This window comes from Nocardioides sp., from assembly GCF_029937575.1.
Classification (GTDB): Bacteria; Actinomycetota; Actinomycetes; order Propionibacteriales; family Nocardioidaceae; genus Nocardioides.
Window position 1 is genome coordinate 35,107 of sequence record NZ_JAPYPS010000001.1, and the last position, 20,023, is coordinate 55,129.

Annotated in this window: 23 protein-coding genes and 1 other RNA gene; 8 read left to right on the top strand and 16 right to left on the bottom strand. The window is 71.5% G+C overall.

Going from position 1 to position 20,023, the window contains the following annotated elements:
• Positions 1-19: 19 nt before the first annotated feature.
• Complete coding sequence (locus Q1K33_RS00225; RefSeq protein ID WP_300399666.1) at positions 20-421, top strand: hypothetical protein; 402 nt, start codon at positions 20-22, stop codon at positions 419-421.
• A gap of 50 nt (positions 422-471) precedes the next feature.
• Here the strand turns inward: Q1K33_RS00225 and Q1K33_RS00230 are convergent, their stop codons facing one another.
• Positions 472-1,053: a hypothetical protein gene (locus tag Q1K33_RS00230; RefSeq protein WP_300399667.1), complete on the bottom strand. Its 582-nt coding sequence runs from the start codon at positions 1,051-1,053 to the stop codon at positions 472-474.
• A 37-nt stretch (positions 1,054-1,090) separates the two neighbouring features.
• On the bottom strand, positions 1,091-1,615 hold the full coding sequence (locus tag Q1K33_RS00235) for a PaaI family thioesterase (protein WP_300399668.1): 525 nt from the start codon (positions 1,613-1,615) through the stop codon (positions 1,091-1,093).
• Between the two features lie 64 nt (positions 1,616-1,679).
• Between Q1K33_RS00235 and Q1K33_RS00240 the strand changes: the two genes are divergently transcribed.
• Positions 1,680-2,162: a helix-turn-helix domain-containing protein gene (locus Q1K33_RS00240; RefSeq protein WP_300399669.1), complete on the top strand. Its 483-nt coding sequence runs from the start codon at positions 1,680-1,682 to the stop codon at positions 2,160-2,162.
• A 48-nt stretch (positions 2,163-2,210) separates the two neighbouring features.
• Here the strand turns inward: Q1K33_RS00240 and Q1K33_RS00245 are convergent, their stop codons facing one another.
• Positions 2,211-2,447 (bottom strand): hypothetical protein, encoded by a 237-nt coding sequence (locus tag Q1K33_RS00245; RefSeq protein ID WP_300399670.1) that lies wholly within the window; start codon positions 2,445-2,447, stop codon positions 2,211-2,213.
• Positions 2,448-2,519: 72 nt separating this feature from the next.
• Complete coding sequence (locus Q1K33_RS00250) at positions 2,520-3,389, bottom strand: sigma-70 family RNA polymerase sigma factor (protein WP_300399671.1); 870 nt, start codon at positions 3,387-3,389, stop codon at positions 2,520-2,522.
• Positions 3,390-3,671: 282 nt separating this feature from the next.
• Between Q1K33_RS00250 and Q1K33_RS00255 the strand changes: the two genes are divergently transcribed.
• Positions 3,672-4,397 (top strand): sigma factor-like helix-turn-helix DNA-binding protein, encoded by a 726-nt coding sequence (locus tag Q1K33_RS00255; RefSeq protein ID WP_300399799.1) that lies wholly within the window; start codon positions 3,672-3,674, stop codon positions 4,395-4,397.
• Between the two features lie 97 nt (positions 4,398-4,494).
• On the opposite strand, the gene Q1K33_RS00260 is transcribed toward Q1K33_RS00255, so the two are convergent.
• Positions 4,495-6,198: a DEAD/DEAH box helicase gene (locus tag Q1K33_RS00260; protein ID WP_300399800.1), complete on the bottom strand. Its 1,704-nt coding sequence runs from the start codon at positions 6,196-6,198 to the stop codon at positions 4,495-4,497.
• A gap of 107 nt (positions 6,199-6,305) precedes the next feature.
• Positions 6,306-6,560 carry a DUF3039 domain-containing protein gene (locus Q1K33_RS00265; RefSeq protein WP_300399801.1) on the bottom strand — a complete coding sequence of 85 codons (255 nt, stop codon included), beginning with the start codon at positions 6,558-6,560 and terminating at the stop codon, positions 6,306-6,308.
• A gap of 64 nt (positions 6,561-6,624) precedes the next feature.
• Here Q1K33_RS00265 and Q1K33_RS00270 point away from each other — a divergent pair, with 64 nt between their 5' ends.
• Positions 6,625-6,786 carry a hypothetical protein gene (locus tag Q1K33_RS00270; protein WP_300399672.1) on the top strand — a complete coding sequence of 54 codons (162 nt, stop codon included), beginning with the start codon at positions 6,625-6,627 and terminating at the stop codon, positions 6,784-6,786.
• A gap of 83 nt (positions 6,787-6,869) precedes the next feature.
• Here Q1K33_RS00270 and Q1K33_RS00275 read toward each other — a convergent pair whose 3' ends face one another.
• Both Q1K33_RS00275 and Q1K33_RS00280 read right to left on the bottom strand, forming a co-directional pair.
• Positions 6,870-7,424, bottom strand: a complete 555-nt coding sequence (locus Q1K33_RS00275) for a YqgE/AlgH family protein (RefSeq protein WP_300399673.1) — start codon at positions 7,422-7,424, stop codon at positions 6,870-6,872.
• Positions 7,425-7,491: 67 nt separating this feature from the next.
• Positions 7,492-8,055: a hypothetical protein gene (locus tag Q1K33_RS00280; RefSeq protein WP_300399674.1), complete on the bottom strand. Its 564-nt coding sequence runs from the start codon at positions 8,053-8,055 to the stop codon at positions 7,492-7,494.
• A 115-nt stretch (positions 8,056-8,170) separates the two neighbouring features.
• Between Q1K33_RS00280 and Q1K33_RS00285 the strand changes: the two genes are divergently transcribed.
• Positions 8,171-8,869, top strand: coding sequence for a TetR/AcrR family transcriptional regulator (locus Q1K33_RS00285; protein ID WP_300399675.1), 699 nt, complete (start codon positions 8,171-8,173; stop codon positions 8,867-8,869).
• 82 nt (positions 8,870-8,951) lie between these two features.
• Here the strand turns inward: Q1K33_RS00285 and Q1K33_RS00290 are convergent, their stop codons facing one another.
• The 4 genes from Q1K33_RS00290 to Q1K33_RS00305 all read right to left on the bottom strand — a co-directional run bounded on the left by Q1K33_RS00290 (position 8,952) and on the right by Q1K33_RS00305 (position 12,746).
• Entirely contained in the window at positions 8,952-9,971 is a 1,020-nt protein-coding gene (locus Q1K33_RS00290) for a DUF3048 domain-containing protein (protein ID WP_300399676.1), read from the bottom strand.
• A gap of 4 nt (positions 9,972-9,975) precedes the next feature.
• Positions 9,976-10,746, bottom strand: a complete 771-nt coding sequence (fabG, locus tag Q1K33_RS00295; RefSeq protein WP_300399677.1) for a 3-oxoacyl-ACP reductase FabG — start codon at positions 10,744-10,746, stop codon at positions 9,976-9,978.
• A gap of 70 nt (positions 10,747-10,816) precedes the next feature.
• Positions 10,817-11,239, bottom strand: a complete 423-nt coding sequence (locus Q1K33_RS00300) for an HIT family protein (protein ID WP_300399678.1) — start codon at positions 11,237-11,239, stop codon at positions 10,817-10,819.
• 73 nt (positions 11,240-11,312) lie between these two features.
• The gene (locus Q1K33_RS00305) at positions 11,313-12,746 is read right to left on the bottom strand and encodes a M15 family metallopeptidase (RefSeq protein ID WP_300399679.1); all 1,434 of its coding nucleotides are present in this window, start codon (positions 12,744-12,746) and stop codon (positions 11,313-11,315) included.
• Between the two features lie 130 nt (positions 12,747-12,876).
• Here Q1K33_RS00305 and Q1K33_RS00310 point away from each other — a divergent pair, with 130 nt between their 5' ends.
• A complete protein-coding gene (locus Q1K33_RS00310; protein WP_300399680.1) occupies positions 12,877-15,678 on the top strand; it encodes an ATP-binding protein in 2,802 nt (933 codons plus the stop codon).
• Positions 15,678-16,028, top strand: coding sequence for a response regulator (locus tag Q1K33_RS00315; RefSeq protein ID WP_300399681.1), 351 nt, complete (start codon positions 15,678-15,680; stop codon positions 16,026-16,028). Before Q1K33_RS00310 ends, Q1K33_RS00315 begins: the two co-directional genes overlap by 1 nt.
• 7 nt (positions 16,029-16,035) lie before the next feature.
• Here Q1K33_RS00315 and Q1K33_RS00320 read toward each other — a convergent pair whose 3' ends face one another.
• Positions 16,036-16,482, bottom strand: a complete 447-nt coding sequence (locus Q1K33_RS00320; RefSeq protein ID WP_300399682.1) for a hypothetical protein — start codon at positions 16,480-16,482, stop codon at positions 16,036-16,038.
• Positions 16,483-16,631: 149 nt separating this feature from the next.
• Between Q1K33_RS00320 and Q1K33_RS00325 the strand changes: the two genes are divergently transcribed.
• Entirely contained in the window at positions 16,632-17,507 is an 876-nt protein-coding gene (locus Q1K33_RS00325; RefSeq protein WP_300399683.1) for an AraC family transcriptional regulator, read from the top strand.
• Positions 17,508-17,744: 237 nt separating this feature from the next.
• Here Q1K33_RS00325 and ssrA read toward each other — a convergent pair.
• From ssrA to Q1K33_RS00340, 3 genes are all read right to left on the bottom strand, one after another.
• Positions 17,745-18,114: a transfer-messenger RNA gene (gene ssrA / locus Q1K33_RS00330) on the bottom strand.
• Positions 18,115-18,215: 101 nt separating this feature from the next.
• Entirely contained in the window at positions 18,216-18,845 is a 630-nt protein-coding gene (locus Q1K33_RS00335; protein ID WP_300399684.1) for a maleylpyruvate isomerase family mycothiol-dependent enzyme, read from the bottom strand.
• A gap of 10 nt (positions 18,846-18,855) precedes the next feature.
• A complete protein-coding gene (locus Q1K33_RS00340) occupies positions 18,856-19,983 on the bottom strand; it encodes a serine hydrolase domain-containing protein (protein WP_300399685.1) in 1,128 nt (375 codons plus the stop codon).
• Positions 19,984-20,023: the final 40 nt, after the last annotated feature.

A 20,023-nucleotide genomic window follows, 5' to 3' on the forward strand; every position in this document is an offset into this window, starting at 1 on the left:
CCGCGAGAGAGAGACGCCCGTGCCCCAAGACCCCCGACTCGCAGCAGCAGCCGCCCAGGCACGCGAGCAGAGCGCAGCGGCCGTGTCGTCCCTGCGCGCAATGACCGCCGAGATCCGCCGCGAGCAGTCCGCGTTCAGGCGCGAGCGCGAGCAGCGCAGCAGCGATCGCGCCGAGCAGGCCCGCAACGGAGAGCTCGGCCCGGAGATGCAGCAGGTCCAGCGTCGAGTCGATGCCGGAGCCACGACGTGGGACGACGTGCTGCAGGGTCGTGACGACCACCCGTCCGCGGGGCGGGTGCGCGAGAACGTGCAGCGCAACCTGACGACGCTCGGCGAACAGCTGCGCGCCGACCCCGAGTTCGTCGAGGCGGACGAGGCAGCCCAGGAGACCGAGGAGCGGATCCGGCGCGAGAGCCGCTGACCGTTGCTCGGCCGCGGCCCGTGGACCAGCGACCGGAGTCGTTCGACCGGCTACGGCCGGCGTCGCACCACGCGGCGCCGCAGGGTGGGTGAGGCGACCACCTCGTAGCCGGCCTCGACGAAGACCTGCAGCAGCCCGACCGACGCCTCGTCCCAGATGACGCTCTTGCCCGGCGCCGGCTCGATCGGGTAGCCCTCCAGCACCCGCGCGCCGACCTGCTGGCCGTACTCCACGGTGGCGCAGGCCAGCTCGTAGGTCAGCCCCGCCTGGCGGAACCCCTTGCGCACCACGAAGCAGGTCACCGACCACACGCCCTCGAGGTCCGGGTCCATCCGCATCCAGGCCTGCTTGCGGCTCCACAGCCGCGGGTAGTCCTCCCGCGGCTCGACCGCCGCCCAGCCGGCGGGCTCGCCGTCGACGTACCCGATCAGCCCGGACGTCGGCCCGGGCGTGCCGCACGCGGTCTGCTCCAGCAGCGCGGCGTCGCGCTGCTCCTGGGTGGTGTCGCGCCAGATCCAGCCGGCGACCTTCATCGCCTGGCACCGGCACTTGTGCGCGCCCCCGGTGGCGAAGACTGCCTCGACGTCCTCGGGCGACGCCTGGTTGGCCGGGCGCCAGGAGAAGTCGGGCATGCGGCGACCCTACTGGCGCTGCCGCGCCACGGCTCCGCTACGAGAAGATCATGCAGGACGACGTCGCATGGGCGACCAGCTTGCCCGCCTCGTCGCGCAGCTCCGCCTGGGCGAGCGCCGTACGGCGTCCGCGCTGGAGCACGGTGCCCTCGCAGCGCAGCAGCCCGGAGTCGACGGTGACCGCGCGGAGGAACTTCGTGGTCAGGTCGAGCGAGGTGTAGCCCTCCCCCACCGCGAGCGTCGAGTGGACCGAGCAGCCCGCGGCGGTGTCGAGCAGCGTGGCGATCATCCCGCCGTGCATGCCGCCGAGCGGGTTGTAGTGGAACTCCTGGGCCCGCATCTCGACCACGACGTGGCCCTTCTCGGCGGTGAAGCCGCAGACGTCGATCGTGTCCATCACCGGCGGTCGGGGCATCAGGCCCTGCTCGATGGAGCGCAGCTGCTCGAGGCCGGTCATCGTCGCCAGTGCGGTGAAGTCCCCCTGGCCGGGACGCTGCCACGTCACGGTCCGGCTGGCGGTGGCGAACTGGTGCGTGTCGTCGGTCGGCTGGGTCTGCGTCATGGACTCAGCATGTGGGCGACCATCTGGGTCTGTCAATCAGACTCAGGTTGACTATCCTGTGACCATGCCCACGTCCAGCCCGCCCGCCATGGCCTACTCGACCGAGAACTGCACCGTCGGTCGCACGATGGCGATCCTCGGCGAGCGATCGACGTTCATGGTGCTGCGCGACGTGTGCAACGGCATCCGGCGCTTCGACGACATGCGGCGCCACAGCGGCATCCCCCGCCAGGTGCTCAGCAACCGGCTGAGCCTGCTCGTCGAGCACGGCATCCTGCACCGGGTCCCCTACCGCGACCCCGGTGAGCGCGAGCGGCACGAGTACCGCCTCACGCCGAAGGGCTTCGACCTCTACCCCGTGCTCGTCGCGATCGCGGCCTGGGGCGATCGCTACCTGGCCGATCCGGAGGGCCCGCCGGTGGAGTTCGCGCATCGCGACTGCGGGGCCGTGGCCCGCGTCGAGGTGGTGTGCGAGGCCGGGCACCGGATCGACGACGTACGACGGATCGCGCCGCAGCCGGGGCCAGGCGTGAAGCCGGCCCCGTAGCCGGGCCACCGCCGGGCCACCGCCGGGCCACCGTCGGCCACAGCTGGCTCAGTCCTCCGGGAGGTCGGCGAAGGTCGCCTTGGCGGCCTTGTACCACCCCATCGACTTCTTGGGGTGCCGCCAACGGCCCTTCATGTCGTCGCGCGCGGGCTGGTGGCTGGCGTCGCCGGCCTTCTCGGCCTCCTTGAGATGGCGGTCCTGGGCGTTGATGACGTCGTCGGCACTCTCGCCGTGGTGCTCCAGGTCGCAGGGTCCGCCGAGCTGGCGGCAGGTCATCGTCTTCATGGTTGCTCCTTGCAGTGGGACGGTCGGTCAGTGAGGTGACGGCTGGCGAGGGCCGAGTGTGACGCGCACCGATCACCCGCGTCTGGTGCCGCCGTCGCGGCGCACGACGTCGGCCAGCACGTCGGGATCGGCGCGGAAGACGATGCCGGCGACCCGCCCGTCGACGACCGTGAAGTCGAAGAGGACGCGAGCGGTGCCGCGGTCGTACCAGGCTGCGCCCGGGCGGTCGCCCGCGAAGACGGCCAGCGCCGCGTGGGCGCTGCCGTTGAGGAACTCCGCCACCTCCCGGCGGCCCTCGATCCGCTCCGGGGTGCCGACCACGACGGCGGCAGCGTCGGCGGTCATGGTGGCGTCGGGCGCGAGCAGGCTGAGCAGCCGCTCGAACTCGCCGGCCTTCGCCGCCGCCATGAACGCGTCGACTACCTCCCAGTCCGTCGTGTGCGCGACCTCGTGGGCGGGCGCCGACACCTTGGTGCGTGCTCGCGAGGCGAGCTTGCGAGCAGCTGCGGGCGTGGTGTCGAGGATGGTCGCGATCGTCGGGAACTCGACGCCGAAGCTGTCGTGCAGCACGAACGCCACCCGCTCGCGTGGTGAGAGTCGCTCCAGGACCACCTGCAGGGCCAGACCCACCGTGTCGGCCAGGGCGACGTCGCCGGCCGGGTCACTCGCCCACGCGACCTCGGTGCCGTCGTGGAGCTCCTCGACGCCGTCGATCGGCGCGGGGATCCGTGCGCGAAGCCGGTCCAGGCAGAGCCTGGTCGTCACCGTGGTCAGCCAGGCCGGCAGGCTCTCGATCGGTGCACCGTCGGCCGCGTCCGTGCGGTGCAGCCGCAGCCACGCCTGCTGGACGACGTCCTCGGCCTCGGCGTGGTCGCCCAGCACCCGGGTCGCGATGCCGAGCAGTCGCGGTCGCTCGTGCTCGAAGCCCTCCGTGCGGTCCATGGTCCCAGCCTTCCACCGATCGGGTGCCTGTTCCTGAATGACGAACGAGAACACACCTTCGTGACCGAGCCGGACCTGCGACCCCCGTGCACCTACCGAGGTCTGCCTCCCGGTGCCGCAGCCTCATGTAACGCTCGGACATGTAGGGGTGAACCTCGGCCCCGACCAACTGGAGGACTCATGCGCTCGACGCTGTGGACCGCGAAGCACGACCGCTTGGTGCACGACGCGACTCCGGACGTGCCAGACCCGACCGACGCTGAGGCCACCCGGATCTGGAACATGGTGCAGTCGCGGATCGAGACTGGTCCCGTACGTCGTCGTCGGCGTGCTCGCGTCGTCGTGGGAGGTGCCGTTGCCGCGGCCGTCCTCGGCACCACCGCCGTCGCAGCCGCCGACCTCTACTCCACCCACACCGGCCGCGGGCCGGTTGACGCCGAGGACCTGAGGCTGGGTGGCCCCGGCGAGCGCCTCGACTTTGGCGCTCCGGACTTTGCGGACCGCCATCGACCCATCTCCCACCAATTCGGAGACGAGCAGAAAAGCGCACCCCGCCCCGGTTCAGCTCTCCGGACGCGAGCCAGTTCTACTACCTGGTCGAGCTGGGCACGGCCGTCGAAGGAGAGCGCCTCGGACCGGTGGCCGGACTGTTGGCGCGCAACAACGCCTATTGCCGACCCGAGCTGGTCCCCGAAGCGCGAGCGCGGCCTCACCAGCGACCTGGCAGCACAACCGGGACCGACCCGTCGACCGGCCGCCGACGATCCGGCGGCCGACGTCGTCCGCGCCGCCATCGGGCGCCTCAAGCCGAGCGATCGTGAGCTGCTCCGCCTGACCTCCTGGGAAGGCCTCACCCCGGCCGAGATCGCCGTCGCACTCGGCGTCCGCCCGGCGACCGCGCGCGTACGACTGCACCGCGCTCGTCAGGCGCTCGCTTCGGACCCAGACGTCCGCGCACTCGTAGAAGCTGGCGACCGGGCCGGTCTCTCCACCAGCCGGTGCGACTAGCGAAACGCTGATCACTGCGGACCGGCCGACTCTGGCAATCATCCCCGCGACGCTGGTGGTCATCGCCGTCGGGTCAGCACTGAGCCGGCGCGCCGACCTACGAGGTCTTCTTGACCGCCCACGTCCGTACGGCGTCGATGCGGGCGCGCAGCTGGTCGGCGTTGGCCACGGCCGAGGCCGGCCCGCCGCACTCCTTGCGCAGTGCCGAGTGGGTCACGCCGTGCGGCTGGCCGGTGCGATGGAACCACGCCGCGACCAGGCCGTTGAGCTCGCGACGCAGCACGGCGAGCTGCTCGTGGGTCGAGACCTCGGCGACGGTGTCGGCGGGCCGCGTCTCCCCGTGAGACGCGCCGGACTTGGCGGCGGCGCGGGCCTGCGCCTTCGCGCTCTCCGCGGTGCGGGTCTTGAGGAGCTCACGCATCTGGTCGGGCTCGAGCAGCCCGGGGATGCCGAGGAAGTCCATCTCCTCCTCCGAACCGTACTGGTCGCCGTCGTAGAGGACGTGGTCGAAGGTCGCCTCCGAGCCGAGCGCCTCGAAGGGCAGCGCGTCGGCGTCGCCGTCCCCGTCGCCCGCCTCGGCCTGCGCCATCAGCTCCTTCTCGGCGGCGAAGATGTCGTCCTCGTCGGTGATCTTGCGTCCGAGCACGTGGTCGCGCGCCACCTCCATCTCGGAGGCGTGCGTGAGCAGCACCGGCACCGACGGCAGGAAGATCGACGCGGTCTCGCCGCGGGTGCGCGCGCGCACGAAGCGGCCGATCGCCTGGGCGAAGAACAGCGGCGTCGAGGTGGTCGTGGCGAAGACGCCGACCGCGAGGCGGGGGACGTCGACCCCCTCAGAGACCATGCGTACGGCGACCAGCCAACGCGAGTCGGCATGGGTGAAGTCGCTGATCTTCTTCGACGAGCCCTTCTCGTCGGAGAGGACCACCGTCGGCGCCTCGCCGCTGATCGCCTTGAGCGTCTTGGCGTAGGCGCGGGCCGACTCCTGGTCGGTGGCGATCACCATCCCGCCCGCGTCGGGCACGTGGCGGCGTACCTCCGTGAGCCGCTTGTCGGCGGCGGCCAGCACGGACGGCACCCACGAGCCCGAGGGGTCCAGCGCGGTGCGCAGCGCCTGGTTGGTCATGTCCTTGGTGAGCGGCTCACCGAGCCGTGCCGCGACCTCGTCACCGGCGCTGGTGCGCCACGACATCTCCCCGGAGTAGGCGAGGAAGAGCACCGGCCGCACGACGTGGTCCGACAGTGCCTCGGCGTAGCCGTAGGTGTAGTCGGCCACCGACCGCGGGATGCCGTCGGCGCCGGGGGCATAGGTGACGAACGGGATCGGGTTGACGTCGGAGCGGAACGGCGTGCCGGTCAGCGCCAGGCGCTTGGTCGCGGGCTCGAACGCCTCGCGCACGCCCTCACCCCACGACAGCGCGTCGCCGGCGTGGTGCACCTCGTCGAGGATGACCAACGTCTTGAACCGCTCGGTGCGCACGCGCAGGGCCAGGGGGTTGACCCCCACGCCCGCGTAGGTGACGGCGATGCCGAGGTAGTCGCTGGAGATCTTGCCCTTGCCGGCGGAGTACGTCGGATCGATCGGGATGCCGGCGCGCGCGGCGGCCTCGGCCCACTGCAGCTTGAGATGCTCGGTCGGAGCCACGACGGTGACCCGGTCGATGACCCGGCGCCCGATCAGGTCGGCGGCCACCGACAGCGCGAACGTCGTCTTGCCGGCGCCGGGCGTGGCCACCGCGAGGAAGTCGCGGGGAGAGCGCTCGAGGTAGTCGCGCATCGCCGCGGTCTGCCAGGCGCGCAGGGACGGCGCGGTGCCCCAGGCGGCGCGTTCGGGCCAGGCGGGGGTGAGCGCAGGAGTGAGGTGCGGGTCTTCGTGGACGGAGGTGCCGGGGGAAGGGGCGCCGTCCGTCACTCGCCCGATCCCGAGTCGTCGTTGAGCTGCTCCCAGGCTTCCTTGCAGTCAGGACACACAGGGAACTTCTCCGGCGCCCGGCTGGGCACCCAGACCTTGCCGCACAGGGCGACGACCGGCGTGCCCATGACCATCGCCTCGGTGAGCTTGTCCTTCTCGACGTAGTGGCTGAACTTCTCGTGGTCGCCCTCGTCCGTCGGGACGGTGCGCTCCTCCTCACGAGTCTTGAGGTCGGTATCGCCGAAGCCGATGATGCCGGAGGAGGAGGTCACCGGCAGGAGTCTAGAGGGTTGTCAGGCTCGATTCGACTTCGCCGTGGCCTGGCCCACGACCGCGCAGGTCAGCAGGTCACAGCGCCGGCGCCAGCACCGCGACGAGCGAGGCCAGGGCCACGTCCGGCAGCAGGAGGGCACCGGGACCGGATCCGGCCAGGGCGTGCGGGCCCGCGAGCCCGCGGGTGCGGAGCAGGAGCGGTGAGGTGGACCGACCGACCGACCGGGAGAGCCTGCGGGACGGACGTGACCTCGACGCGGATCCGCCCGGACACTCAGCGAGCTACTTCAGTTGAGCTCGGGATCACTCGGCCGGGTCGAGTGCAGCGCCAGGTCGCCCGGCTGGCGACGCAGGACATCGCGCCACAGGGTGCCGGTGTCGACCCGGAAGATGTCGGCCGCACTGCCGGGTACGACGTACCAGCTGCCCTCGGCGATCTCGGCCTCGAGCTGACCGCTCCCCCACCCGGAGTAGCCGGCGAAGATCCGCAGGCCCGCGAGCTCGGGGCCGGCCAGCTCGACGGGGGTGTCCAGGTCGAGCAGGGCGAGACGGTCCCGCACCGAGCGGAAGCCGAGGACGTCGTCATCCCCGCTGCGCAGCGCCACGGCGATCGCACCGTCGGTCTCGACGGGACCGCCCTGGAAGAGCACCTCGGGCTCGGCCACGACGTCGGCCCAGGGAGGCAGCACCTGGCCGACCGCCAGTCCGGTGGGGCGGTTGAGCACGAGCCCGAGCACACCGTCGTCGGCGACGTCGATGAGCAGCACGACCGTGGCGGCGAAGTTGGGGTCGCGCAGCGCCGGCGTCGCCACCAGCAGCATCCCTGCACGCACCTCGGTCACGCATCCATCATGACGCGTGACCGAGGCCGCGGATGCACCCCGTGGGAGGACGGGGTGGTTCAGGGCCTCAGGCGGCGAGCACGGAGCGCAGTCGCTCCATGAACGACGGGCGCTGCGCCGCCAGCTGGTGCACGGTCGGCACGGGACGGGCGGCACGCGTGGCGCGCGCCGACTCCTCGATCCGGGCACCGATCGGCGCGCCGGCGAGGTCGCCGATCCCGGACTGGCCCGCCATCGTCGCCATCAGGACCCGCTCCTTGACGGTCGCGCGGGCCATCGCCCAGCCCATCTCGTCGTCGAGGGGGTGGCTGCGGTAGTGGTCCAGCAGCGCGCGGACGCCGGGCAGCTCGTCGTACGTCGCGATCCAGGCGGCCACGACGGCACGCTCGAGGTCCATCGGCTGCGAGAGCAGCTGCTGCTCGACGTGTCCGGACAGGCGGGTGTGCCACTTGAGCTGCAGGGCTCCGAGCAGGGTCAGCTCGTCGCCGAAGGTCTCGGCCACGCCGTCGACGTCCATCGGCAGTCGGGCGTCGAGGTGGGCGTTGGCGGTCTCGATCACCGCGCGCAGGGTCTCACCGCGGTTGTGGAAGGACTTCCAGGTCATGGTCAGCTCCTCGTTGATCACACTCACATACTGTGAGTACGTACTCCGAGTATGACTCCGACCGAGGGTCTTTCAACAGTTCATCAACCGTGATCCTGCCCACCATGATCTGCACCACATGAGCGCGTCATAGGGTGGAGCAATGGCCAAGTCGTCGGTGAGCAAGCTGGTGCCCAAGGTGCCGAGCCTCCCGAGCGTGCCGGGGGCCGGACGGCGCGCGGCGTACTCCGCCTCCACCCAGCGCGCCCTGGTCGACGTGGCCGAGGTGCTGTTCACCGACCACGGCTACGCCAACACGTCGCTCGACGCGATCGTCGCCGGAGCCCAGGTGACCAAGGGCGCGCTCTACCACCACTTCTCCGGCAAGCAGGCGCTCTTCGAGGCCGTCTTCGAGCGCGTCGAGGCGGAGTCGTCGAAGTCGATCCAGAAGGCCATCAAGAACCAGAAGGACCCGTGGGTCAAGGCCCGCAGCGGGCTGCGCGCGTTCCTCGCCGTCGTCCAGGAGCCGCGCTACCGCCGCATCGTCGTCCAGGAGGGCCCCTCCGTCCTGGGCTACGAGCGCTACCGCGAGCAGGAGGAGCGCTCCACCTTCGCCACGGTCGTGGAGATCCTGCGAGCCGTCCTCGAGGCCGGGCAGTGGGAGCTCGACGAGGACATGGTGCAGACCTTCGCGCGGATCTTCTTCGGCGCGATGTCCTCCGCGGGCGAGTCCGTGGCCGGCTCCGACGACGCCGAGGCCGCTGCCGAGCGCGTCGAGGTCGCGATCGGGTTCATCATCGCCGGGTTCCAGGCGCTCGCCGACGGCGGTGTCGAGATGCCGACCGGGATCGTCCCGGACTGACGACGCGCGCTGACAGGCGCCGCTGCGGTGACCGGCCGGTTCGCGCTGGGCACTCCTCGACCACCGCGCCTGGTCATCACACCTAGCCCAACCCGACCGTCACGCTGCCCGCCAGCGGCACCAGCTCGATCCAGGTCCGCCCCCGCGGCACGGTCAGGGGCACCGCGCCCCCTTCGGCGTCTTGGCGCGACAGGACCAGCGGGGCGCCCAGGTCCTCCTTGCTCCACGTGGCGCGCACCTCACGACCACCGTGGAAGAGCACCGCGTCGCCGTCCCCGGTCAGCACCGTCTCGGGCACGGTGTTGCCCGCGGGGTCGAGGTAGCCGGCATCGCCGACCACGACACGCAGGACCAGCACCGAGTCGGCCGGGAACTCGTCGCCGGCGGCGGCCAGGGAGCCGGTGTCGGCGTACCTGCCCTCGCGGTAGACCCAGTTCGTCGTGTGTGCCGGCGAGAAGCGCACCGCGACCGAGGTGGCGGGCTGGCCCTTCGGCAGGTCCCGAGCAGGACCGAACGGCAGGTAGTCGACCGGCCGGCTGCGATCGCGGCCCTCGCTCAGCGCTGCGGCGACCTCGGAGAGATCGGTCATCAGGTTGTACGGCGCCCGCCGCGCCGCGTCGCGGAAGAACCCGGCACTCCCCTCGGTCACGTAGGGGACCCCGGCCTCGGCGAGGCGGGCGATCGTCTGGCGCGCCGCGCCGCTGGTCACCATCGTGGCGTCGGCGGGCGAGACGATCCCGATGTCGGAGGCCCGCATCGAGCGGACCGGGCCCACCTCGCCGGGGACGTCGGAGTAGTAGAACGCCGCGAGCCGGGTGACCCCACCCTCGACCAGCTCCTCGACGACCAGGTCGGCCGAGGACAGGCCGCGCTGCGGGGCGCTGGAGGCGGTGTTGTCCATCTTGAGCACCAGGACCGGGTGCTTGCGCGCCGTCGAGCCGTCCCCGACCCGCAGCCCGGTCAGAGGCCAGGTCTGCGGAGGCGTGCGCTGCTGCGGCTCGCCGGCCTCGTCCGGCGTGGCCGAGCAGCCCGCGAGCGCCAGCGCAGCGCCGAGCAGCAGCCCGACCAGCAGGCGTGCCCGGCGCGTGCGCCGACGCGTCACGAGATCAGCCGAGCTTGGCGCCGCCGTCGACGTACAGGGTCTGCCCGGTGATGTAGGACGCCTCGTCGCTGCAGAGGAAGGCCGCTGCTGCCGCGATGTCCTCGGGGAAGCCGACCCGCTTGACCGGGTTGGCCTCCGCGTTGAGCTTGCGGAACTCGTCGACGTCCATCTTCAACCGGGCAGCCGTCGCGTCGGTCATCTCGGTGGCGATGAAGCCGGGAGCGATCGCGTTGGTGTTGATGCCGAAGGGCCCCAGCTCGATGCCGAGGGTGCGCGTCAGCCCCTGCACGCCCATCTTGGCGGCCGAGTAGTTGGCCTGCCCACGGTTGCCGAGCGCGGAGACGCTCGAGAGGTTGAGGATCTTGCCGTACTTCTGCTCCACGAAGTGCTTCTGGGCGGCCTTGGTCATGTTGAAGGCGCCCTTGAGGTGCACGTTCATCACGAGGTCCCAGTCGTCCTCGGTCAGCTTGAAGAGGAGGTTGTCGCGGGTGATGCCGGCGTTGTTGACCAGCACGTGGATGCCGCCGAGCTCGGAGACGACCTTCTCCACCGCGCCCGAGGCGGCCTCGGTGTTGCTCACGTCGCAGGCGATCCCGACGTGCTTGACCCCGTCACCGACCACCGGCAGCTTGGCCGCGGCCTCCGCGGCCTTGGTCTCGTCGAGGTCGAGGATCGCGACGGACGCGCCCTCCTCGGCGAACCTCGTGGCGATCCCGAACCCGATGCCCTGAGCGGCTCCGGTGACCACGGCTACCCGACCGTCGTAACGACCCATCTGACTGACTCCTCTGTGCTGATGACTGGTGCTGATGACTGGTGCTGATGACTGGTGCAGTCCTCTCACACTAGAGGTCGGAGTCGGCCTGCCCGAGCACCGCCCGCAGCCCGGCGGCGTGCTCCTCCGCCTCCCCGTCCCCGTAGCGCGTGCGCGGCCAGAAGAAGCCGCGCAGCCCATCGCCCTTGGTGCGGGGTACGACGTGCAGGTGCAGGTGCGGCACGGACTGGCTGACGGTGTTGTTCATCGCCACGAAGCTGCCCTGTGCGCCGAGTGCGACGACGGCGGAGCACAGCCGCTGAGCGGCCTCGAGGAATCCGTCGCGCTGGTCGGCCGGCAGGTCCGGCAGGGTCACGTGGTGCTCGCGCGGCACCAGCAGGACGTGGCCCTTGAAGACCGGGCGGACGTCGAGGAACGCCATCACCGCGGGCTCGTCGAGCACCACGAAGGCCTCGGACTCGCCCTGGACGATGGCGCAGAAGACACAGCTCACGTACCGAACCTACGCGGCGCCCACCTCGTCTCGCAGGAGCGTCACGACGCCACCGCAGCCCCCGGTCACGGCCTCAGTCGCACGCCGCTCCGCCGCACCGTCGCGCCGGCGGTGCAGCGACCGCCCGACCGTGGCCGCCACCCACGTCGAAGTGCTGGGTGTCGCCGTTGCCGTAGGTCCACCGGAAGCCTGCCCTCGTGAGGATCTGCACGACGCGGTGGTCGCGCGAGCGCCAGGCGACCCGTGGGTGGGAGTGGCTCTGCCACCAGGCGTTGGGCACCAGCCCCGTGGGCGAGCGGTAGGGGTTCTCCCAGGTGTTGACGTCCAGCGAGCGGCCGTAGGAGTGCGGCGACCGGACGCCGGGCCGGTTGACGACCTGACGGCAGTTGAAGGCCGAGGTGTTGCCGGCGGCCATCGAGCGGTAGTCGTCGGCTCCCTGCAGCTTCGCCGACCAGCCGAAGCGGTCGACGCGGTACATCGACCGGATCGGCAGCTCGGCCTTGAACATCCCCACGAGTGCGCGCCGCATCGCCGGCATCGCTGCGACGGAGGCTACGAGCTCGCCGCGGTGCCGGTAGCCGTCGTACCCCCAGTAGTTGATGCGCAGCAGCCGCAGCCCCGCGCGGCCGACAGGACAGCCGGCGTGCCAGGAGCGTCCGGTCATCGAGCCCCACACGCCGTCGGGGATCCCGGTGACGACGGGGTGGGCACCCTTGCCGGTGCCGCGGCGCTGCTGCGGGACGTGGACCCGGGGAGACGGCGCGGCCCTGGGCAGGCGCACGGGAGCCACCGGCGGGAGGTTGTCGATGCGCAGCACCTCGCTGCGGTCGCGCCTGACCCAGTCCTGCCCGAGGCTGACCACACGCCAGCGGGTGTCGGCCCGAGGACGCACCTTGATCCGGGCCCTCCCCTTGCCCCCCGTGGTGACGGTGCGGACCTCGCGCCACGTCTTGCCGTTGCCCCCGGCCTTGCCCGCGAGCCGCCGCAGCACCCGCACGTCACCACGCACCGTCTCACCTGATCGGGTCCGGGACAGGACCCGCAGCTTGACCCGCCGGCCGTCGACGACGGTGGCCTGGCCGGTGAGCCGTACGACGCCCTCGCGCCGCGCCAGGGTGGCGACCACGACGCCGCTGGTGCTGGGCGCGTGCGTCTCGTCGCCGTCGTACGACGCCCGGAAGCGGTTGTCGCCGGAGGACCTGGACATCGTCCGCTCGACCTCCACGGTGCCGTCCTCGCCGGTGACCACCTCCCCGGCCGGGCGCCAGGACCCGTCGACGCGTCGCTCGATCCTCACCGACGCCTGCGGCAACGGCTCCGGGCCACCGCTCAGCCCGGTCACGGTGAGCGTCGTGTCGCGGCCGGCGTAGGTCTTCGTGGCGCTCAGGGCGAGGGTCGTGGGTGCCGGCTCCTGAGGCGCCTGCGGCTCCTCGGCGGAGGCCGGGGGGACGGGCGAGACGAGAGCAGCGAGCAGGCAGAGGCTGCCCATCCGAGAGAGGTGTCGCATGGCCCGATGATGCCTGCCGGGTGGGCGCGGACTCGTGGCGCGACGCGCCACGGACTCCTCACAGAAAGCTGACGACCTCCCCACCCGAAGTGGCAGCATTTCGATGACCGAAAATGACACGATGTGCGACATGTCCTCTCCGACGGCTGTGGACGGGTCTCGCGACCCCATCTTCGCCTGCTCCGGGGAGATGGCCGAGCGCTGCGCCACCTTCGACTGGTCGTCGACACCCCTGGGTGAGCCCTCGACCTGGCCGGCGAGCATGCGGGCGGTGGTCGGCATGGTGCTGCGCAGCCACTTCCCGATGACCGTCACCTGGGGCGACGAGTTCGTGATGATCTACAACGACGGCTACATCCCCACGCTCGGCAGCAAGCACCCCTCCGCGCTGGGCGGCAACCTCTCCCACGAGTTCGCGGAGATCTGGGACGAGATCGGACCGCGCCAGCGCGCGATCCTGGCCGGTGGGGAGGCCGAGTCCGACGAGGACGTGCGGTTCGTCCTGGAGCGCGGCTCGGGCTTGGAGGAGACGTTCTACTCGTTCTGCTGGTCGCACGTCTCCCTGGACGGCCAGGGTCCCGGTCCCGGAGGTGTCCTCACGGTCCTGACCGAGCGCACCGTCGAGGTCGTCGGTTCCCGCAGGCTTGCCCTGCTGAACGCGCTCGCCGTAGGCGCCGCGGCCGCGGTCGAACCCGACGAGGCCGTCGAGCGCACCTTGCTCGTCCTCGCGGAGGCCGGTGACGACCTGGTGCACGGCGCCTACTACGGCGCCGACGCGGCGGGATCGCTGACCAGGGGTCCGCGATTCGGTACGGCGACCCAGGGCGCCTCGCGCAGCGGGGACGACGAGGCAGCACAGCGAGTGGTCGAGACCTGCTGGTCGACAGCCGAGCTGACCGAGGCGCAGCTGGAGACGGGTCCCGCCATCGCCCTCCCGGTGCGCGCCAGCAGCCGGCTCGTCGGAGTGCTGCTGCTCGGGCTGCACCCGCTGCGACCGCTCGACGAAGCACATCGTCAGTGGCTGGCTCTGGTCGGCGACCAGGTGAGTCAGGCCATGGGCGCGGCCGCCTCCCGTGCCGACGAGCACGCACGGGTCGAGGCTCTGGCCCAGCTCGACGCGGCGAAGTCCGAGTTCCTCTCCACCGTGAGCCACGAGCTTCGTACGCCGCTCACACTGCTCCTCGGCCCTCTGGACGATGCCCTGGCCGATGCCAACCCGACGCTGGCCCCCGCCCAGGTCTCGAGCATGCACCAGAGTGCACACCGGCTGCTGCGACTGGTCAACGGCCTGCTCGACGCGGCCCAGCGTGATGTCGAGCCGCGCGTCGCAATGAACGAGTCCGTCGCTGTCAGTGCCCTGACCCGAGACCTGGTCCTCCCCTTCGAGGTGGCCGCACTGCGAGGCGGTCTGACGCTCACGACCGCCATCGACGACGTGGGCGTGCTGTCGGTCGACCCGTCGCTCTGGGAGAGCATCGTGATCAACCTGACGGCCAACGCCGTCAAGTACACGCCGTACGGCTGGGTCGAGGTCGAGCTCGACGCCGATGCGGAGCACGTGAGGTTCGAGGTGCGCGACAGCGGGATCGGCATCCGCGAGGACGACCAGTCCCGGATCTTCGACCGCTTCCAGCGCATCGAGACGCCCTCCTCCGTGAGCGTCGAAGGCACCGGGCTGGGTCTCGCCGTGGTCGCGGAGGCCGTGCGCACCCTGGGCGGCACCATCGAGGTCACCTCCACGCCCGGTGAGGGGTCCACCTTCACCGTGCGCCTGCCCCGGGTGGTGGCGTCGCTCCCGGAGACAGCCGGACCGCGGTCGACGATCGCCGCCGAGGTGCTCGCCCGCGACGTCACCACGACCACCGAGAGCACTGGCTTGGCCGCAGCCGGCGAGCAGCCTGCGGCCGGCCGGCCGCGGATCCTCGTGGTCGACGACAACGAGGGCATCCGCAGCCGGGTGGTCGGGGTCCTGGCAGATCTCGGGTCGACGGTGACGGCGCGCGACGGGATCGAGGCCCTCGAGATCCTGGCCGACCTGCAGGTCGACCTGGTCGTCACCGACATGACCATGCCGCGCCTCAACGGACTCGGACTCATCGAGCGCCTCCGCGCCGACCCCCAGCACACGGGGGTCCCGGTCATCGCACTCTCGGCGCGTGCCGGCAGCGACGCCGCGACCTCCGCGTTGGTCGCCGGCGCCGACGACTACGTCGTCAAGCCGTTCACCGCCGCCGAGCTCCTCGCTCGTTGTCGCTCCACCCTCGAGCTGACCCGCCTGCGCACCGAGCAGGCCTCGACCGCGGCACGAGCGGCCATGCTCGCGGAGTTCAGCCACGACCTGCAGACGCCGATGTCGGTCGTGATGTCTGCCCTCGAGATGCTCTCGCTGTCGGGGATCGACGACGGTGCCCGCTCGGATGCCGTCGTCCGGGCCCGCGACAGGATGGTGGTGCTGGACCGACTCGTGCGTCAGTTCCTCGACGGGTCCCGGATCGCCGCCGGCCTCCCGCTGCTTCCGGTCACGGCCTCGGTGGACCTCGGCGACCTCGTCCGACGCGCCCTGCTCGACCAGCGCGGCGTGACCGTGGAGCCCGTGGCCGGCAAGCCCGTGCGCGTGATGTGCGATCCCCGCCGTACCGAGCAGATCCTGCGCACCCTCGCCATCCGCGCCCGTGACGCCGGCGAGGGCTCGGTGGGCGTGCGCTGGACGGCGGTGGTGCGTGACCCCGTCGCGGAGCGCGACGCAGGTGGGGTGGACGTCGAGGTGTACGGCGGTGGCGCACCGTCTCCGGGACTCGCTCCCCCGCAGGGCAGCGACCTCGACCTCCTCGTCTCCGGCGCCGCCGCGGCGGCGCAGGGCGGCGCGCTCAGCCTGGGACCGACGACCTCGCACGGGACCCACTTCGTGCTGCGACTGATGGAGGCCAACTGATGAACGTGCTCGTTGCCGACGACGACGAGGACATCCGCTTCGTGGTCTCCGCTCTGCTCTCACGCCGCGGTTGGAGCGTCACGACGACCACCAGCGGCGAGGAGACGATCGCCACCCTGCGTGAGGCGAGCTTCGACGTCCTCGTCCTCGACCAGAACATGCCGCCCGGCTCCGGGCTCGAGGTCGCCGACGACCTTCGCGGACGCGGCGACCAGACGCCGATCGTGCTGTTCACCGGTTTCAGCGCCACCCTCGACCGGGCGCGCACCGAGAGCGCCGGCGTCGTCGTGATGGAGAAGACCGATGTGACGAGCCTGGCCGACGAGGTCGCTGCGCTCGGCGGCGTCTGAGCCCGGCTCAGCCGAACGGGCAGCCGCCGGTGGCGCCGTTCTCGCGCAGCGTCATCGGAGCGGTGTCGTAGGTCGCCCACGCCCCCGACTCGCTCTCCACGCACAGCGTGAACTCGACGGCGGCGTCGTCGTAGACGTACCCGGCGATCGTGTTCCCTGCCGCCAGGGTCAGACCGGCGTCACCGAGGGTCTCGACGACCTCGGCGGTGGTGCGCGGGTACGGCGAGCCGCGGTAGAAGCTCTCGAGCGAGACCGCCGCGGTCTCGACGTCGCGCTTGACCGACTCCAGTCCGGCCGGGTCGGCCGGTTCACTCGGGCCGCTCGGTTCGCTCGGTTCGCTCGGGGCGCTCGGGGCGCTCGGAGTGGTCTCCTGGCCTGCCGGGACGGGCTCCTCGTCCGCACCGCAGGCGGCGAGCCACACGACAGCGAGCAGGATGACGCCCACGAGCTTCATGGACGTGAGCCTACGTACCGCAGCGGCCCGACGAGACGTGGGCCGGCGTGGGGAGACGGCGGATCACGAGGTGATCGATACGGGCCGCGATGATCGGGCGCGCCGGGCCAGGGCGCGGCAGTCTGGAACGCGACAGAAGGGACTCCGCGATGATCGCCGTACTCAACCTCGCCGTGGAAGACGTCGAGTCGCAGCTCGCGAGCGACCCGGCCGCTCACGTCGCTGTCGCCGTCATCGCCGCGAGATCGGGCACCACCGAGCACCACCTGCGCCGGATGTTCGCGTCGCTGGCCGGGATGCCGCTCTCGGAGTACGTGCGGCGGCGCCGGATGGCCGCGGCGGCCGCCGAGCTGGTGAACGCCGAGGACAGCCTGCTCACCGTCGCCGTCCGCTACGGCTACGGCTCGACCGAGGCGTTCGGCCGTGCGTTCAGGGCCGTTCACGGCGTCAGCCCGGGCGACGTACGGCGTGACGGGGGTCCCCTCCGCACACAACCGCGGATCAGGTTCCACCTGACCGTCGAAGGGAGCATTCCGATGGACACCCGCATCACCACCCTGCCCGCCATCCGCCTGGTCGGTCACGCCACGCGCGTGCCGCTGGTCCACGACGGCATCAACCCCCACATCGCCGACCATGTCGCCTCCATCGAGGTGCAGCAGACGGTGCGGCTCAAGAGTCTCAACGACACCGAGCCATCGGGCGTGCTCGGTGTCAGTGACGACCTCGACCCCGACCGTACCGAGGGCAGCGAGTGCACCTTCCTCCATGGCGTGGCGACCACTGCCGACCCGCCGGAAGGGCTCGACGTGATCGAGGTGCCGGCCGGCACCTGGGCCGTGTTCCGGACCGAGGGCCCACACCCCGCCGCCCTGCAGGAGGTCTGGGCCGCGACAGCCACGACCTGGTTCCCGTCCCAGCCCTGGCGGCTTCGCCCCGGGCCGGAGATCGTGGCGACGCTCGCCCTGGACGCCGAAGCGGCGACCGCGACCTGTGAGCTCTGGCTGCCCGTCGAGGCCGGATAGCGCGAGGTCGGGAGAGTCTTGGAGACTTCTGGAAGCGTCTCAGGCTGGTGTTCGAGAGGTCGAGAACGGGCAGGTCTCCGGACGCTCTTACGGGCCCGCCGGCACCACCTGCGGAGCACGACAGCCGCCCCGACCTGGTCGGGGCGGCTGTGGTTCAAGAGGGCTGGCTCTCGGTGGTGTGACCCACCGGGACCGGCAATTCTACGAAGATCTCCGCGTAATTCTGCGAAGACCCCTGGGTGGAGCTGGCGGGAATCGAACCCGCGTCCTCGAGCGCCGAACCAGGTCTTCTCCGGGTGCAGTCAGTGATGTCGTTTTCTCGGCCCCGGCGCTCGCACTGACACGTCGCCGACAGGCCCAGTCAGGATTGAGTCCCGATCACCCCTCCTGACAGAGAGTGATCAGCAAGTCTCCTAGTCGACGCCAGGATCCGGGACGGAGACGGATGCCCGGTCTGACGCTTCGGTCACTGCTCAGGCAGCGAGAGCGAAGGAACTGCGATTGGTGTTGGCAGTTATAGGTTTCCAACGATCGTTTACGAGATGACGTTGGCTTCTCGACCCGCTTCCCCTGGAACTAACGTCCCAAGTCGAAACCGATCAGCCCCTCTTGAGTTGTCTCGGACAGTCTAGCGGGAAGCACGGACAGAGCCCACCTGGTTGCTCTGGGGACGTGCGCAGCCGGCTCATGCCCGCCCCGGCCGCGCGCTCAGCGGCGCGCGTAGGCACGCAGCGCGTCGGCCCCCGGCCCGTCGAGGCGCTGCAGGCGCGGCGTACGGCCCAGGATCGCGAGGGCGAGGTCGGCGGCGGTGCCGGAGACGACGTCGCCGGTGCCGTGCTGCCACTCGAGGTCGGTGGCCTGGTACCAGAGGTCCGGGGCCGCCGCGGGGAGGAATCCGACGGTGGCCTTCTTGGTCATCAGGAAGTCGAGCGCCGGGCGCCACCGCTCGACCGGTCGCTCGTCGTCGAGGCCGAGCGGGATCCACATGTCGAGCTGGTGCACCATCGCGTCGGTGTAGGGACCACGCACGCCCACGACCGGTGGCACCTGGCGTGCGTCGGCCTTCTCGCGCAGGCCAGCGACCACGCGCTCCGGCGAGAGCTGGGCGCGGTTGGCGACAAGACGCTCCTGCAGCCGGTCGACGTTGCCGCGCGCCCGGAGCATCGCCACGGCCACCTCGCGGAGCGTGAAGTCACAGCTGACGAGCAGGTGCGTGGCCGTCTCGTGCACGGTCCACGAGGAGCACAGCGACGGGGTGCTCCACTGCTCGGGAGTGAGGGTGTCGAGCCGGGCTGCGATCGCGCGGCGCTCGTCGGCCAGGGCGGCGTACAGGTCCATCGGGTCTCCTTCAGGCCGTGTCCAGGCAGTCGAACGTCGTACGCACGTAGCCGTCGGTGCGCGGCGAGCTCACCAGGTGGTTGACGAGTCGGTTGGGAGCGTAGGCGATCGTCGTGCGCGAGTCGGCGTCGTTGACCACGATCGCTCCCCCGTAGCCGGTCCACCAGCACATCCGGCCGCTCGGCAGCGCGGGGGCCGACGTCGTGGGCAGGCCGTAGCCGAGGCCGAAGGTCAGCGGGACGTCGAGCACGAGGTCGGTGCCGGTGGACTGCACCTCCCAGACCCGGTCCAGGAGGCCGGCAGAGAGCAGCCGTACGCCGTCCACCTCGCCGCCGTGCGACAGCGCCGACTGCGCCCGAGCGATGCCGCGCGCCGTCCCGTGGCCGCCGGCGCCCCCGACGGCCGAGCGTCGCCACGGCGCGCCGTTGCAGGTACGCGTGCTGAGCGAGGGGTTGAGCACCGTGCGGAGCAGGAACTCGGTCGGCGGCCTGTCGGGGTCCAGGTCGGCCGGAGGCGGAGCGATCAGGTCGGCGCAGTCGCCGAGCAGGTCCGGGGGCACCCCCAGGTGGAAGCCGCCACCGAGCGGTCCCACGACGTCCTCGTGCAGCACGTCCGCCAGCGCACGCCCGGTCGCTCCCCGCACGATCGCGTCGAGCAGGTGGCCGTGGTCGATCATCTGGTAGGCCGGTGCCGAGCCCGGCTCGTACCAGGGTGTCTCGGCGGCCAGGAGCGCCTCGCTGTGCTCGAGGTCGATCAGCTCCCCGACGGTGAGCGGTGCGCTCCACCCGGGGACCCCGGAGGTGTGGCCGAGCACCTGACGCACCAGCACGTCGCCCTTGCCTGCGGCGGCGAAGTCCGGCCAGTAGCGAGCGACGGGGGCGTCGAGGTCGATCCCACCGCGCTCGGCGAGCACCAGCACCGCCAACCCCACCATCGTCTTGGTCACCGACCAGACCTGCACGAGCGTGTCGCGCGTCCAGGCGACACCGGGTCGCGCCTCGCCGCCCCACAGGTCGACCACCAGCTCGCCGTCGTGGACGACCGCCAGCGAGGCGCCGGCGTCGGTCCCGTCGGCGAGGTTGCGATCCAGCAGGCCCCTCAGTGGGGCGAAGTCGTCAGCGCAGGTCCCGTCAGCCACTCGCTCACCCTAGGTGCACCTCGACGCCGGCCATGCCCGC